The following is a 12,779-nucleotide window of genomic DNA, read 5'->3' as shown; positions in this document are numbered from 1 at the left end:
CGCCGCCGGCCAGCCATGGGGACAGGCTCCGGTCGCGGTCAGGCATTGCCAGTGGAGAGGCTGGGAGCCTGCAACGACAAAGCCCCGCCCGTTGAGGGGCGGGGCCTTCTACGGCTCCAAGGCGCTCGTCATCGCGTTATCCATGAGCCGGCCTGGGTTGCCCCAGGTTTTCCAAGCCCGGCGCCACCCTGGCCGGCGGGGGTGCGGGAACGGGTCGGTGGCTACTTCCTCAACAGGTTCAGTGCCGACAGCACGTCCCGGACGGCTCCGCTGCGCGGCGGGTTCCGAACCACCGCGTGAGCCCATACGGCGGCCGTGAGCAGCGCTGGCAGGATCACGAAGCCGAACAGCTCGCTCCCGGTCATTCGTCGTCCTCCTTCAATGCTCGAAGCTCTCGGGTGCCGGCAGTATGTATGAAGAACGCGGCCGAAGTCCAAAGGATCGCGCCGAGAACAGTCTTCCACCCTTCGGTGGCCGGCGAGCCGTAGAAGGCTGCGGCCACCGGGGCGAAGGCGCCCGCGGCGAAGCAGGCGATGGACAGGCCGTTGTAGAAGCTGGCCCGAAGCTTGGCCGTCTCGTTGGCGCGGAGATGGGCCATTACCCCTCGCCCTTCCGCAGCCGCACCCCCGCCCCGCCACCGTTCTCCGCGATGAACTCCACGCCGGCCGCCTCCAGCGCGGCGCGGATGGCAGTGAGGGTGGAGCGCCGGGGGGAAGCCTCCCGACCTTCAAAGCGCATGATGGTCCGCTTGGGCACCCCCGACGCTTCCGCGAGTCGATCGCGCGACCAATCCAGAAGCCCCCGCGCACCCCTGGACTGATCCGGGGTAATGTCGCCTAAAGCGACGTTTCCACTTGCCGCCATAGATCGAGAGTGTCACTAATTGCGACGTTCCACAAGGAACGTGGCCGGGCGGTGGGTCTTCCACACCTACCGCCCGGCCTGACCGCAACCCGGAAGCGAGAGGCAACCGGATCATGGCTGAACACGCCCATAGCACGCCCGCCGACACGCTGGGCAGAAGACCCCCGACCTTCGGTTTACAAAACCGCTGCACTACCGCTGTGGGGCCGGAGGTGGCTGCCCAGCGGGCCGCGTTGGAAAGCATCGTCGCCCGCGCCCTGGCGATGCTGGACGCCCTCGACGGCGACCCGGACATGGAGCCCAACGCGGACGGCGAGGCGGAGCCCGACGAGGCCAGCCTGCACCCTGCGACGCTCGCCGCGGATCGCGTGCCGGCGGTGGTGGTGCGGTTCCCGGCGCGCTCCCGGCAGGTCCCCGGAATTTCCGGGCAGGTGTCGTTCACCTCCCGCAGCAAGCATCGGGCGGATTCACTCACCCTGCCCCCGCCCGCCTTTACCCCGGGGGCAAGCCGATGAGCGCGCCCACCCCCACCCCGCGCCGCCGGTCCCTGCTGGGCCACCTGGCCGGCGCCACGGCCGCCACCGTGCTCGTGCGGAGCTGCACCACCCTGGGCGACGCCCCGGCCGCCGAAGCGCCCTCCCCCACCCTGAGCGCCTACCGCGCAGTGATGGCGCAGCTTCCCCTCAACGACCGGCCCGACGCCGAGGTGGAAGCGTGGTGCGACGCGGAGATCGCCGCGATCCAGGCGCTGGCCGACGAACCCGGCGGCGGCCTAGCGGACCTGCTGCGCAAGGTGGTGCTGCTGGGCGACCGCTGTGCGGGCGACGGCGACTGGCGACTGATGGACTGCGAGATGGATCTGATCGCCGCCGTCCGGGATCAGGCGGCGGCGCTGCTGGCCCAGAGATGACCGACCGGAGGCGGGTGGTCGTGGGGCTGCCCGCCTAGGTCACTCCGACTAGGTAGGATGCCGGAAATTTGAGGCTTTGCTCTGCGGCCTGTGGATATCGGGGACAATACTCCCGTGGTCTTCAGCCACTGAGCTATTCGCGTTGTGTTCCCTGCCGCTTTCGCCAACCTGCGCCACCAACTTCCTAGGACTGCTTCGCGGTGCTGCAACGCGCCACCCCAGGGGTGGCTAGCGTCGCCTCCGGAAGATAGACTTGGAGGGTTGGAGCGGTTCCACGAATCGCAACACCCACCCCGAAAGGGTGGGCTCCGGCGGCAGGGTTGGACTTGGAACCCCTGGTCCTGCCGCCGGGGCTGCATCACCGGCCTTTCTCATCAGAGAACTACCGATTCGACAGGAGAACCAATGGAAGCACCAAAGGCGCCCTGCCGTGGGGCGGAGAATGTGCAGGAAAGCTCCACCGTGGCAAGTCGTCACGGATTGGGTGCGTCCTATTCGAGCCGCCCCGAAATCGCTGGCAAATCCGGGAATTCTGAAGGTTCAGTAGGATGGGTCGCATGAACGGCCCGCAGAATTTCTTTGACGAGAAGCAGGCCGCCGAGCTGCTGAACGTCTCGCGCCGGACCCTCCAGCGATGGCGGACGGAGGGTGGCGGGCCGCGCTTCATCCGGCTGGGCGAGCGGCGGGTGGGCTACCGGCTCCCCGACCTGAACGCCTGGGCCGAGGGCCGCGCCTTCGCCAGCCACGCCGAGGAATCGAGCCGGGCACCGGCCTAAAACGAAACCGCCGCGGCCAGGGGCCGGGCGGTTCCAGGGGCGAACTCTACTCGTATGCGGGGCACTCGACACCCGCCAGATAGCGCGCCCCAGGCCGCTTCGCCAGCCCTGCCGTGGCCTTCCCCGAGGGGAATGCCATGACGAATCGACCCGAGAGGACACCCCGCGGCACGGGAGGCGCGCTGCTGCCTGCCTGTCCGCTCTACGTCGCCACCGCCGCCGCCGGAGGCCGCTACCTGCGCGGCCGGCTGGGCGGGCTTCGCGTGCTGGTGATGCCGAAGAAGGAGGGCGAGCCGGGCGAACATAGCCACGTCCTGCTGATCGGCGCCGCCGCCCGCGACGGCGGCGAAGGGAGCGGCCGGTGATGCCCCGCCTGCCCCTGCCGCCCCGGGATGCGACGCCCGACCTGCTGGCCTGGTGCGCTCCCCTACCCCGCCGTCCCGGCGCCGCGCCCCGAGTGATCTTGCTGCCCGACGCCGCCGCCCCTGACGGGCTGCCGCGCGCGGGGCTTCTGCATCCCGGCCACCGCCTGCCGGTGGTCTTCCCTTCCCTGCCGGCGGCATTGGCCGCCCTGCGCGCCATGGAGGCGCACCCATGAACCCGGACGCCCTCACCATCATGGAGGCGCCCGGGCGGCGCCTCGCCAAGCTGATCCGCCCCGGCGCCGAGTCCGTGGGCTACGACAGCACCCGAACCGTCAACCTGTCCTCCGCCATCGCACCGACGCTGGACGCGCTGGCGAGGCTGCTGGTTGACCTGCTGCATCGGCCCGACCGCTGCATCCTGCGCGGCGCCATCGCGGACCCGGCGCGGGCACGGCGGGTGCGGCGGCTGCTGCACGCCGATCCGAAGACCGGCGAGGCGCCGACGCTCCTGGACGTGCCGCGCTCGTGGGTGGCGTTGGACCTCGATGGCGTCGCGGCGCCGGCCGGGCTGGATCTGATGGACCTCGCCGCCTGCGGGCATGTGGCCCGCGCGGGGCTCCCTGACGCCTTCCACGGCGCGGCCTGCATCGCCGCCGCCACCGCCTCGCACGGGTTCAAGCCCGGGCTGCGGGTGCGGCTGTGGTTCCGCCTCTCGCGGCCGGTGGACGGGGCGGAGGCGGTGCGCTGGCTGCGGCCCTTCAAGGGCATGGGACTCGACCTGGCGACGCTGCGGCCGGTCCAGGCGACCTACACCGCCGCGCCGGTCTTCGCGGACGGGATGCGGGACCCGCTGCCGCATCGCCTCGCCCGTCTCGACGGCGCTGCTGCGGTGGCGGTCCCCGGCGCGGCGGAGCTGGCGCCGCAGGAGCCGCGGCGCGCGCCGCCGACGCTGCCGCGCACGGATAGCAGCGACGCTTACGCGCGGGCGGCGCTGCGCCGGGCCTGCGTCGCCATCGCCACCGCGCCGGTCAACAGCCGGCACGAAACCGCCGTGGACGAAGCCTGGGGACTCGCACGGCTGGTGCGCGCGAACCTGCTGACGGAAGGCGAGGTGAAGCGCGCGGTGGACGGCGCGCTGCACGAAGCCGGCAAGGAGAGGGGCGAGGGCGAGAAGATCGCGGAATGGGCGCTCGCGCACCGCACGGACAGCGGCGCGCATCCGCGGGAGGACCGCCGATGAGCGCCGCCCACGAGACGCAGGGTGCCGAGCTACACGACGCCGAAATGCGGGACGGCGGGCTGCACTCCAACGACGACGCTTCCGCCGCAACCCCGCCACCGCACGACGCGGAGGAGGCACGCGACGCGGAGGAGGAACAGGACCGCGTGGCGGAAGCCCTCGCAGCGGCACGGCGTGCCATGCCCGACGCGGACGGCACGCGCTGGCCCGAACGGTTCGAGATGCGCCGCGGCGGCTTCTACTTCCTCTCGCCTGGCAAGCGCGGGGCGAAGACGGAAGAGGAGGCGGCAGCCGTGCCCATGTTCCTCGCCGCGCCGTTCCGCATCCTGGGCGAAGCGCGCGACGCCAGCGGGCGTGGCCGCTCCCTGCTGCTGGCCTGGAACGACAACGACGGACGCCCGCAACGCTTCGCCATGCCGCGTCGCCTGCTGCACGGCGAGCATGGGACGCTGGCGGCCGAGCTGGAGGACCGCGGGCTGCGGGTGAAGCCCGGGCAGATGTACCGCGCGAAGCTGGCCGAGGGCTTGTCGGACGTGCGAACCGACCGGCGATTCCGCAGCGTCGCGCGCACCGGCTGGCACGGCAGCGGCGCGGCCATCACCTACGTCCTGGCGGACGGCACGGGCTGGGGCAGCGCCGGAGCGGAAGCCGTGATCCTGGCCGACCCGGGGGAGGACGCCGCGGCCCGCGTCGCCACCGCCGGCACGCTGGATGGCTGGCGCGATGGCGTGGCGGCGCCTGCCGTGGGCAATGCCCGCCTCGCCCTGTTCCTGGCGGCAGCCTTCGCGCCGCCGCTGCTGGACGTGCTGGGCATGGAGGGCGGCGGGCTGCACCTGCTGGGCGGAAGCAGCACGGGCAAGACGACCTGCCTCACCGCCGCCGCGAGCGTGTGGGGCGACCCTGCCCCGGGTAAGCAGGTCCGCACCTGGCGCAGCACCGCGAACGCGCTGGAAGGGGCGGCGGCCGAATCCTCCGACGCGCTGCTGGCGCTGGATGAGATCGGGCTGTGCGACGGGCGCGATGTGGCCGCGGCGCTCTACATGCTGGCCCATGGCGCCGGGAAGAGCCGGGCGGATCGGACGGGCGCGCCCCGGGCGGCGAAGACCTGGCGGACGCTGTTCCTCTCGACCGGCGAGGTATCCCCGGCCGACAAGCTGGCCGAGGCGGGCGAGCGCCACCGTGCCGGGCAGGACGTGCGCTGCATCACGATTCCCGCCGATGCGGGACAGGGGCATGGCGTGTGGGACACGCTGCACGGCAGTCCCGGCGGCCAAGCCCTGAGCGATGCGGTCCGCGCTGCCGCCACCGCGCATCACGGGCACGCTGCCCGGACCTTCCTGGCGGCGCTGGCGGCGGAGCGGGCGGAGCGGCCGGCGGACCTCTCGCGGAGCCTGCGGGATGCCATGGAGGACTTCACCCGGGCAGCGAAGTTGCCGGCGGACGCGACCGGGCAGGTCCGCCGGGTGGCGCAACGCTTTGCCCTGATCGCGGCAGCGGGTGAGCTGGCTGCGGCGCTGGGCGTGCTGCCCTGGCCGGAGGGCGAGGCGCGGCGGGCGGCGTTGACCGGGCTGCAAGCCTGGCTGGGCAACCGCGATGCGGGGGCCGGGGCCGCGGAGGATGCGGCGGCGCTGGCGGCGGTGCGGGGCTTCATCGGCGCGCACGGCGCCTCCCGGTTCTCCCGCCTCACCCCGGCGAGCCACCTGGAAGCCAAGCCGCAAGAGGAGAACGATAGCGAGCGGCCCGTGATGAACCGTGCAGGCTGGCGACGCCTCACGGCGGACGGGTGGGAATACCTCATCCTGCCCGAAGTCTGGCGCAATGAAGTGTGCCGCGGCCTGGACCCTGCGGCGGTGGCGCGAGCGGTGAAGGATGCCGGCTTCCTGTCCCCCGGCGAGGGCAAGAATCTCGCGAGATCGACCCGGATACCCGGTGAGGGGAAGCCGAGGCTCTACGTCATCGCTCCCGGCATCCTCGCACCCTCGGAGGCTGTCCCCGCCGGGCACGAGGCGGAGGACGCCGCATGAGCCGCCCGGGGCTCCCTCCGCGCTGCACGCCGAACCTTGTCCCGACCTGTCCCGACCGCCTTTCGCTCCGGTCGGGACAGGCCGGGGACGCCAAACAGGTCGGAATTGCTGGGCTTTGGGGCCTTGTCCCGACTGTCCCGACCTGTCCCGACCGAAATCGGCATGAAGCGTGTACGATGCAGGACGCGGAAGCGGCGCAGGGGCCGAGCGCATGAGCCGCTTCACCGCCCTGGCCGTGCGCCACCGCCCCGCGGACCTGCCGCCACAGCCGGAGGAGCGGGAGCCGGTTGCGCCACCGCGTCCCGACCACGACGCCGCCGAGGCGGAGGCGATGCGACAGCACCACGCCGCCCCAGGCGAGGCCCTGGACCCGGAGCACGACACCCGCCACCGCCTGCGCCTGGATGGGCTGCTGGCCTCCTCCCACCAGCGCCCCCCGGCCTGGGCGGATGCTGCGGCGCTGCCCTCCCCCGGCTGCCGCTGTTCCTGCTGCGGCGGGCGGCGCTGGTGGCGGGAGGCGATGGCGCCGCGGGGCTGGCGCTGCTGGACCTGCCATCCGGGCGATCACCTGGCCGAGGCCGAGCGGGTGGAGGTGCGGACGTGACCGGCGAGGTGGTGCCCTTCCCGCCTCGCCCCAGTGCGCGGCTGCCGGATGCGGCGGTGACGCTGGCGCTGCTGCGCGACCTGCTGGCCGAGCTGCACGCCGCCGCGACCGATCCTGCCCGAGTGCGGCTGCTGGTGGGTGAGGCGATGGCGCTTCTCGACGGCGATGCGCCATGACCGACGCACGGAAAGGAGAAATGAGGACGTGACCTTCCGGACATGGAATACCCCTGCACCTCCCGACCATGGAGCCATGCTTGACGCGGTGACGCCCTATGTCGCCGGCCTTGGCATCCGGGTCCTGCAAGGGAACCGTCTTGGAGCAACCGAGGCCGACCATGTTGCGGCCCTGCACCGCTTCATGACCCTGCCGCCCGGCGCCACGGTGGCGGATTTGGGCTGCGGCACCGGAGAGGTGGCCCGCATCCTCGGAGCGCTCCGCCCCGACCTGCGGTTCCTCCTGGTGAACTACTCCGGTGCGCAGCTCGCCATGGCCCCTTCCGGAACGCGGTTCGCACGGCTTCTGGCCGACTTCCATGCCCTGCCGCTGGCAGATGGCTGCGCCGACGTAGCCTTGCACCTCTACAGCCTGTGCCACGGCGATCCCCCCAGCGCTCTGGCGGAGGCGGCGCGGATCGTGCGACGGGGCGGATCGCTGTTCATCTACGACCTCGCACGGGAGCGCGGCGACAACGCCGCGGTCGAGATGAGGCTGTTCGCCCGCTTTCATCCTGTCGCTGCCATAGCTGGATGGGCAGAGGCCGCAGGCTGGAGCTTGGATGGCGTGGCTCAGCCGGTGGGCGATGACTTGGTGCTGCGCGGGCTGTTCCCCGATCCCGGAGAGTACGACGCCCTGATGAGCGACCTGCGTGCCACCATCTGGCGCTTCACGCGGCGCGCGCCATGACCGCGCCTGTCCTGCGGCATCCCTTCCGGCGCCACCGTCATTCCCGTGGTACCGGTGCGGCGCCTGCCTACCCGTTGGCTCCACTGGCATCCGGCCCGGACCTGCGCGGCTTGTGGCGATGCCTTCGTGCCGCTGCCGCCGGCCCGCTGCACGGTGCGAGCCGTGCCTGATGATGGACGCCGAAGGGGACAAGTCAGCTCCGCAAGCTGCTGGCGGCATGGAGGAAAGGTCGTCACGTCCTCCCAAAACACACCGCGGGAAACGAGGGAAATCCGTCACGCCATTCGCTGAGAACAGCCCTGAAAGCAGGAGATTCGCGACACGCCATGACGAGCGATGAGGAGAGCAGGATCAGCGCGGCGGATCGGGCGGCAGCCTACCGCAACCGCCGCCGCCGTGGGGTGGTGCTGGCTCCGGTGGAGGTGGACCGGTCCGCGCTGCACGCGCTGGAAAGGCTCGGGCTGCTGCGAGCCGGCGAGCGGGACGGTCGCGACGTGGCCGAAGCGGTGGCGCGCTTCCTGGCGGCAGCACCCGGGGTGGCGCTGATGGGGGAAGCGATGTTCCCCGCAGAGGGAGACGCGAGCCGTGGTGGCTGATCCCGCCCGCTCCGCCGGCTGGGCAGCCTACCGGGCCGCGCGCCAGCTCGACGGCCTGCCCCCTCCGGCCCACCACCACGGCAACCAACGGCACGGTCGGTGGAGTGCAGAGGGCATCGCCACCGCTCGCCTCATCCGCCAAGCGGCGCGGATGCTGCGGCAGGGGTTGTGGGACGTGCCGCTGCCCGGATTGCCGCCACCCCCTGCCGGCTGGGGTGGGGCGATGGCGGCGAACGACACCCGGCCGCTGTCCTTCCTGCTGGCGGTGGCGCGTGGAGCGGACCTAGCAGACGCGGCGCGGGCCGGCAGGAAGGAAGCCCGGCCGCTGGTGGGACGCTGGGCGGAGCGGTAGGGCTTTTCCGCGCAGTACGCCCGCGCGCGCGAGGGCGGTGACGAGGACTTTTGTCAGCCCCTAAAGAGCCGGGGAATACCTCAGCTCCGGCCGGGTCCTTCCCCCGAGTTCGCGCAATACGGGTGGCGAGAGCGCGCGGGTTCGCTAGGCACCACGGACCCCATGGGTAACATCAATGTCCATCCCGGCTGAGGCGACGGCGAAGCGGAACCCCTACCCCGGGTCCGTGCAGCTAAAGTGCCCTGTGGTGGGGCCAAATCCCCCGCATTTGCTAGCGATCTGCCGAAGCGGAAGCGGAACCCCCTATGAGTGCGCCTTGCCTAGACGGTGAACACGCTCCGCCCCACCGCAATACGCCGGACCCGGGGAAGGACCCATGGGGGTGGGGGGGCCGCCTCTGCGCCAAGGCCAGGGTCCGCAGTCCGCAGCAGGTCCGCACCCCTGCGAACCATTCAAAGCTGCAACGGATGCAAAATCCCCAGCATTTACTGGCGTTTCGCCGCTGGTCCGCACCCCGATCCCCTCGGCGGGGAAAAATTCTGCGAATGACCCCGGTGCGGTTGGGGACCCCCGGCCCGGCCCGAAGATTTGCCCCCCTCCCCCCCTTCAGGCCGGCCTCCGCCGAATTTAATGCGGCCGGAAAATTTAATTCGCGCGCGGGAAAATTCGCCTGGGGGCGCGGTCGAGACCGGAGGCGCTGGGAGCTTTGCGGCCACCCCCCCCAGCTTGGGGAGGGCAAGGACTGTGGCACCAAGCCGAGGGGCTGGATGAAGCCGAACCTTGTCTCGGTGGGTCCGCTACAGGTCCGCGCTGCCTGGGTCCGCAAAGTCAGCGGGTCAGGAAACTGCCTAAGTATCTGAAAACCGTGGTGGGCGCACTAGGGCTCGAACCTAGGACCCGCTGATTAAGAGTCAGCTGCTCTACCAACTGAGCTATGCGCCCGCACCAACGGTGTGGCCGCCTTCTACCGCCCCCTGCGCCATGGTCAACCCCCTATCCGCCGCCGCATGGCTCCCTTGACCGCCATGCGCCCCGGAAGGGTCACTCGCGGACCGCGGCGAATTCCACGTCCCGGTGCACCCAGGCACTCATCAGCAGGCCGCAGGCGAACATGGTGGTGATCATGGCCGAGCCGCCATGGCTGATCAGCGGCAGCGGCACCCCGCCCACGGGGATCGAGCCGGTCACCATCGCCACGTTCACGAAGACATAGAGGAAGAAGTTCGTCCCCAGCCCGATGCCGACCAGCCGCCCGTACTGGTGACGGCAGCGCAGCGCCACCAGAAAGGCGAAGGCCACCACCAGCGCCAGCATCCCCAGCGTGACCAGGGCGCCGACCAGGCCGAACTCCTCGGCGATCATGGTGAAGATGAAGTCCGTCTGCTTCTCCGGCAGGAAGTTCAGGTGCCCCTGCGTGCCCTGCAGGAAGCCCTTGCCCCACAGGCCGCCGGAGCCCAGCGCGATCTTCGACTGGATGATGTTGTAGCCGGCACCGAGCGGGTCGCTCTCCGGGTCGAGGAAGGTGGTGATGCGCGCCCGCTGGTAGTCGTGCAGGTGCTCGTAGGCGATCGGCGCCGCCACCCCGGCCGCCCCCGCGATCAGCGCGAACTTCCACCATCGCACCCCCGCCGCCCAGAAGACCGAGGCGCCGACCACGGCGGTGATCAGCGCCGTGCCCAGGTTGGGCTGCTTCAGGATCAGCCCGACCGGAACCAGCACGGCGATGGCGGGCGGGATCAGGAACAGGATGCTGCCCATCCGCTCCCAGGACGCGCGGTGGAACCAGGAGGCGAGCGCCAGGACCAACAGGATCTTCATCAGCTCGGAGGGCTGCAGCTGGAAGGGTCCGATGTCGATCCAGCGCTGCGCGCCCTTCCCCACCTGGCCGTGCAGCGCCACCAGCACCAGCAGCCCGATGCCGACGGCATAGGCAACCCAGGAGAGGCGGGCGATCAGCCGGATGTCCACGAAGGCGATGCAGAGCATCATCACCAGCCCGAAGGCGAAGCGCAGGGCGTGCTTGCTGGCATAGGCTTCGGGCGTCCCGCCGCCGGCAGAATACAGCGCCACGTAGCCGATCCCGGCGACGCCGCAGAGCAGCAACACGAAGAGCCAGGGCATGGCCCAGAGCTTCTCCAGGATGCCGAAGCCGCGCTCGACCCGCAGCAGCCGCTGCTCGTAGACGGGCATGGTCTTCATCGCCGGCCCCTCATCGCCGACCTGGCCCCGCCGGACGCCCCGCATCGGCGGCCGTCCCCGTGCCGCCGGCATCGGCGACCCGCTGCCCGCCGGGCTGGGCCTGCGGCGGCGCCTGGCGGAAGCGGTTGAAGGTGTCCACCAGGATGTCGCGCGCCACCGGCGCCGCGGCCGTGGACCCGGCCAGCCCGTGCTCCACCACGACCGACACGGCGTAGCGCGGGTCGTCATAGGGCGCGAAGCCGACGAAGAGCGCGTGCGGCCGCCACTCGCGCGGCATGTTCTCCGCCTTGAAGCCGCGCTCCCGCTGCTCGCGCGACACGCGCCGCACCTGCACGCTGCCGGTCTTGCCCGCCATGGCGCCGAACTGGGCGGGCAGCCGCCCCGGGCGCCCGGTGCCGCCCTCCTCGTTCACCACGGCGAACATCCCGTCCCGCATCAGCTTCAGGTCGCGCTCGGGGACGCCCAGGGAGGGCCAGTCCTCCGTCCGGGCGCCGCGCACGGGGCGGCCGTTGACCGCCCGCGTCAGGTGCGGCTGCACCGCCTTGCCCGAGGCCAGGCGCGCCGTCATCGTCGCCAGGGCCAGCGGGGTGATCTGGTAGAAGCCCTGGCCGATCCCGTGCACCACCGTGTCGCCCAGGTTCCAGGGCTTGCCCTGCGCCATGCGCCATTCGCGCGTCGGCACCAGCCCACGGCGCACGCCAGGCAGCTCGATCTCCAGGTCCACGCCCATGCCGAAGCGCTTCGCCATCGCCGCGATGCGGTCGATGCCGGTCCGCTTGGCCATCTCGTAGAAATAGACGTCGCAGGAATGCTTCAGCGCGCCGCGCAGGTCGAGGCTGCCATGGCCGTAGCGCGAGTGGCAGTGGAAGCGCGTGTCGCCCAGGTCGTAGTAGCCAGGGCAGCTCACCCGGTCGCCCGGGGTGCAGACCTTGGCATCCAGCGCCGCCAGCCCGACCATCATCTTGAAGGTGGAGCCGGGGGCGTAGAGTCCATTGGTCGCCTTGTTGATCAGCGGCGTGGTGCGCTGGCTGGTCCATTGCCGCCACTGCGCCGCCGAGACGCCCGAGTTGAACAGATGCGGGTCGAAGGAGGGCTGGGTGGCCATGGCCAGCACCTCGCCCGTCTTGCAGTCCATCACGACGGCGGTGGTGCCGACCTCGCAGCGCGCCCGCACGGTGCGTTGCAGCTCCGCATCGACGCTGATCTGCACCTCCTGGCCGGACACGCCCTCGCGCCGGTCCAGCTCGCGGATGACGCGGCCGACCGCGTTCACCTCCAGCCGCTGCGCCCCCGCCCGCCCGCGCAGGATCTTGTCGTGGAAGCGCTCGATGCCGGAGCGGCCGACACGGATGCCCGGCAGTTCCAGCAGCGGGTCCTCGCCGATGTCGCGCTCGGCCGGGGGCGCGACGTAGCCGACGACATGCGCCAGGTGCTCGCCCTCGGGGTACTGCCGCGTGGTGCCGACATCGACGCTGATCCCCGGCAGGTCCGGCGCGTTCAGGTCGATCCGCGCCATCTCCTCCCAGGTCAGGAACTCGCGCACCGTGACGGGGACGAAGCGGCGGCGGCGGCGCACCTCGCGCTCGATGCGCGCGCGCTCGAAATCCTGCAGCGGCACGATGCGGCTGAAGGTCTCCAGCACCGCCGGCACGTCGCCCGCCGATTCCGCGACCAGCAGGGCGCGCCAGTTCAGCTGGTTGCCCGCGACCACCTTGCCGGCGCGGTCCAGCACCCGCCCCCGCGGCGGCGCGAGGAGGCGTGCGGAGATCCGGTTCTCCTCGGCCAGGGTGGCGTAGCGATCGCCCTCCTCCACCTGCAGCCGGTGCAGGCGATAGCCCAGGAAGCCGATGCCGCCGGCCTGCACCGCCGCCAGCAGCAGCGCCCGCCGGGTGAAGACGGAGCGCCGCCGCTCCTCCTCGCCGCGCCGGCTCATGCCCGCCTCC

Annotated in this window: 17 protein-coding genes and 1 tRNA gene; 12 read left to right on the top strand and 6 right to left on the bottom strand. The window is 71.6% G+C overall.

Annotated elements, in window-relative coordinates; all coding sequences use genetic code 11:
• Positions 1–221 precede the first annotated feature (221 nt).
• The 3 genes from LPC08_RS01780 to LPC08_RS26275 are packed head-to-tail and all read right to left on the bottom strand — an operon-like array spanning position 222 to position 756.
• Positions 222–365 (bottom strand): hypothetical protein, encoded by a 144-nt coding sequence (locus LPC08_RS01780; protein WP_230451021.1) that lies wholly within the window; start codon positions 363–365, stop codon positions 222–224.
• Positions 362–598, bottom strand: a complete 237-nt coding sequence (locus tag LPC08_RS01775; RefSeq protein ID WP_230451020.1) for a hypothetical protein — start codon at positions 596–598, stop codon at positions 362–364. The genes LPC08_RS01780 and LPC08_RS01775 overlap by 4 nt, the downstream gene beginning before the upstream one ends.
• Positions 598–756, bottom strand: a complete 159-nt coding sequence (locus LPC08_RS26275; protein ID WP_370643281.1) for an XRE family transcriptional regulator — start codon at positions 754–756, stop codon at positions 598–600. The genes LPC08_RS01775 and LPC08_RS26275 overlap by 1 nt, the downstream gene beginning before the upstream one ends.
• 221 nt (positions 757–977) lie before the next feature.
• On the opposite strand from LPC08_RS26275, the gene LPC08_RS01765 reads away from it, so the two are divergent.
• The 12 genes from LPC08_RS01765 (at position 978) to LPC08_RS01710 (ending at position 8,637) form a co-directional block, all read left to right on the top strand.
• A complete protein-coding gene (locus tag LPC08_RS01765; protein ID WP_230451018.1) occupies positions 978–1,379 on the top strand; it encodes a hypothetical protein in 402 nt (133 codons plus the stop codon).
• Positions 1,376–1,774, top strand: a complete 399-nt coding sequence (locus tag LPC08_RS01760) for a hypothetical protein (RefSeq protein WP_230451017.1) — start codon at positions 1,376–1,378, stop codon at positions 1,772–1,774. Before LPC08_RS01765 ends, LPC08_RS01760 begins: the two co-directional genes overlap by 4 nt.
• Before the next feature lie 557 nt (positions 1,775–2,331).
• Entirely contained in the window at positions 2,332–2,550 is a 219-nt protein-coding gene (locus tag LPC08_RS01755) for a helix-turn-helix transcriptional regulator (RefSeq protein ID WP_230451016.1), read from the top strand.
• Between the two features lie 137 nt (positions 2,551–2,687).
• Positions 2,688–2,915, top strand: a complete 228-nt coding sequence (locus LPC08_RS01750; RefSeq protein WP_230451015.1) for a hypothetical protein — start codon at positions 2,688–2,690, stop codon at positions 2,913–2,915.
• Positions 2,915–3,148, top strand: a complete 234-nt coding sequence (locus tag LPC08_RS01745) for a hypothetical protein (RefSeq protein ID WP_230451014.1) — start codon at positions 2,915–2,917, stop codon at positions 3,146–3,148. Before LPC08_RS01750 ends, LPC08_RS01745 begins: the two co-directional genes overlap by 1 nt.
• Positions 3,145–4,155 carry a hypothetical protein gene (locus tag LPC08_RS01740; protein WP_230451013.1) on the top strand — a complete coding sequence of 337 codons (1,011 nt, stop codon included), beginning with the start codon at positions 3,145–3,147 and terminating at the stop codon, positions 4,153–4,155. Before LPC08_RS01745 ends, LPC08_RS01740 begins: the two co-directional genes overlap by 4 nt.
• Positions 4,152–6,179: a DUF927 domain-containing protein gene (locus tag LPC08_RS26150; protein ID WP_304622053.1), complete on the top strand. Its 2,028-nt coding sequence runs from the start codon at positions 4,152–4,154 to the stop codon at positions 6,177–6,179. The genes LPC08_RS01740 and LPC08_RS26150 overlap by 4 nt, the downstream gene beginning before the upstream one ends.
• A gap of 211 nt (positions 6,180–6,390) precedes the next feature.
• On the top strand, positions 6,391–6,783 hold the full coding sequence (locus tag LPC08_RS01730; protein ID WP_230451012.1) for a hypothetical protein: 393 nt from the start codon (positions 6,391–6,393) through the stop codon (positions 6,781–6,783).
• The gene (locus LPC08_RS01725) at positions 6,780–6,959 is read left to right on the top strand and encodes a hypothetical protein (RefSeq protein ID WP_230451011.1); all 180 of its coding nucleotides are present in this window, start codon (positions 6,780–6,782) and stop codon (positions 6,957–6,959) included. Before LPC08_RS01730 ends, LPC08_RS01725 begins: the two co-directional genes overlap by 4 nt.
• A 76-nt stretch (positions 6,960–7,035) precedes the next feature.
• The gene (locus LPC08_RS01720) at positions 7,036–7,689 is read left to right on the top strand and encodes a class I SAM-dependent methyltransferase (RefSeq protein WP_230451010.1); all 654 of its coding nucleotides are present in this window, start codon (positions 7,036–7,038) and stop codon (positions 7,687–7,689) included.
• Between the two features lie 326 nt (positions 7,690–8,015).
• Complete coding sequence (locus LPC08_RS01715; RefSeq protein ID WP_230451009.1) at positions 8,016–8,285, top strand: hypothetical protein; 270 nt, start codon at positions 8,016–8,018, stop codon at positions 8,283–8,285.
• Positions 8,278–8,637, top strand: a complete 360-nt coding sequence (locus tag LPC08_RS01710) for a hypothetical protein (RefSeq protein ID WP_230451008.1) — start codon at positions 8,278–8,280, stop codon at positions 8,635–8,637. The genes LPC08_RS01715 and LPC08_RS01710 overlap by 8 nt, the downstream gene beginning before the upstream one ends.
• An 866-nt stretch (positions 8,638–9,503) precedes the next feature.
• Here the strand turns inward: LPC08_RS01710 and LPC08_RS01705 are convergent.
• From LPC08_RS01705 to mrdA, 3 genes are all read right to left on the bottom strand, one after another.
• A tRNA-Lys gene (locus tag LPC08_RS01705) sits at positions 9,504–9,579 on the bottom strand.
• Between the two features lie 99 nt (positions 9,580–9,678).
• Positions 9,679–10,827 (bottom strand): rod shape-determining protein RodA, encoded by a 1,149-nt coding sequence (gene rodA, locus LPC08_RS01700; RefSeq protein WP_230452955.1) that lies wholly within the window; start codon positions 10,825–10,827, stop codon positions 9,679–9,681.
• A gap of 19 nt (positions 10,828–10,846) precedes the next feature.
• Positions 10,847–12,769, bottom strand: a complete 1,923-nt coding sequence (mrdA, locus tag LPC08_RS01695; RefSeq protein WP_230451007.1) for a penicillin-binding protein 2 — start codon at positions 12,767–12,769, stop codon at positions 10,847–10,849.
• Positions 12,770–12,779 lie beyond the last annotated feature (10 nt).

Origin of the sequence: Roseomonas sp. OT10 (assembly GCF_020991085.1) — a bacterium.
Taxonomy (GTDB): Bacteria; Pseudomonadota; Alphaproteobacteria; order Acetobacterales; family Acetobacteraceae; genus Roseomonas; species Roseomonas cutis.
This window is presented reverse-complemented; position numbering and strand designations above follow the sequence as displayed.

Bases quoted from the DNA above. Each gene is read 5' to 3' on its own strand.
- LPC08_RS26150 (WP_304622053.1), top strand. From the start codon at position 4,152: ATGAGCGCCGCCCACGAGACGCAGGGTGCCGAGCTACACGACGCCGAA.
- LPC08_RS01780 (WP_230451021.1), bottom strand. From the start codon at position 365: ATGACCGGGAGCGAGCTGTTCGGCTTCGTGATCCTGCCAGCGCTGCTC.
- LPC08_RS01760 (WP_230451017.1), top strand. From the start codon at position 1,376: ATGAGCGCGCCCACCCCCACCCCGCGCCGCCGGTCCCTGCTGGGCCAC.
- mrdA (WP_230451007.1), bottom strand. From the start codon at position 12,769: ATGAGCCGGCGCGGCGAGGAGGAGCGGCGGCGCTCCGTCTTCACCCGG.
- LPC08_RS01740 (WP_230451013.1), top strand. From the start codon at position 3,145: ATGAACCCGGACGCCCTCACCATCATGGAGGCGCCCGGGCGGCGCCTC.
- LPC08_RS01745 (WP_230451014.1), top strand. From the start codon at position 2,915: ATGCCCCGCCTGCCCCTGCCGCCCCGGGATGCGACGCCCGACCTGCTG.
- LPC08_RS01755 (WP_230451016.1), top strand. From the start codon at position 2,332: ATGAACGGCCCGCAGAATTTCTTTGACGAGAAGCAGGCCGCCGAGCTG.
- LPC08_RS01765 (WP_230451018.1), top strand. From the start codon at position 978: ATGGCTGAACACGCCCATAGCACGCCCGCCGACACGCTGGGCAGAAGA.
- LPC08_RS01775 (WP_230451020.1), bottom strand. From the start codon at position 598: ATGGCCCATCTCCGCGCCAACGAGACGGCCAAGCTTCGGGCCAGCTTC.
- rodA (WP_230452955.1), bottom strand. From the start codon at position 10,827: ATGCCCGTCTACGAGCAGCGGCTGCTGCGGGTCGAGCGCGGCTTCGGC.
- LPC08_RS01715 (WP_230451009.1), top strand. From the start codon at position 8,016: ATGACGAGCGATGAGGAGAGCAGGATCAGCGCGGCGGATCGGGCGGCA.
- LPC08_RS01720 (WP_230451010.1), top strand. From the start codon at position 7,036: ATGCTTGACGCGGTGACGCCCTATGTCGCCGGCCTTGGCATCCGGGTC.
- LPC08_RS01730 (WP_230451012.1), top strand. From the start codon at position 6,391: ATGAGCCGCTTCACCGCCCTGGCCGTGCGCCACCGCCCCGCGGACCTG.
- LPC08_RS01750 (WP_230451015.1), top strand. From the start codon at position 2,688: ATGACGAATCGACCCGAGAGGACACCCCGCGGCACGGGAGGCGCGCTG.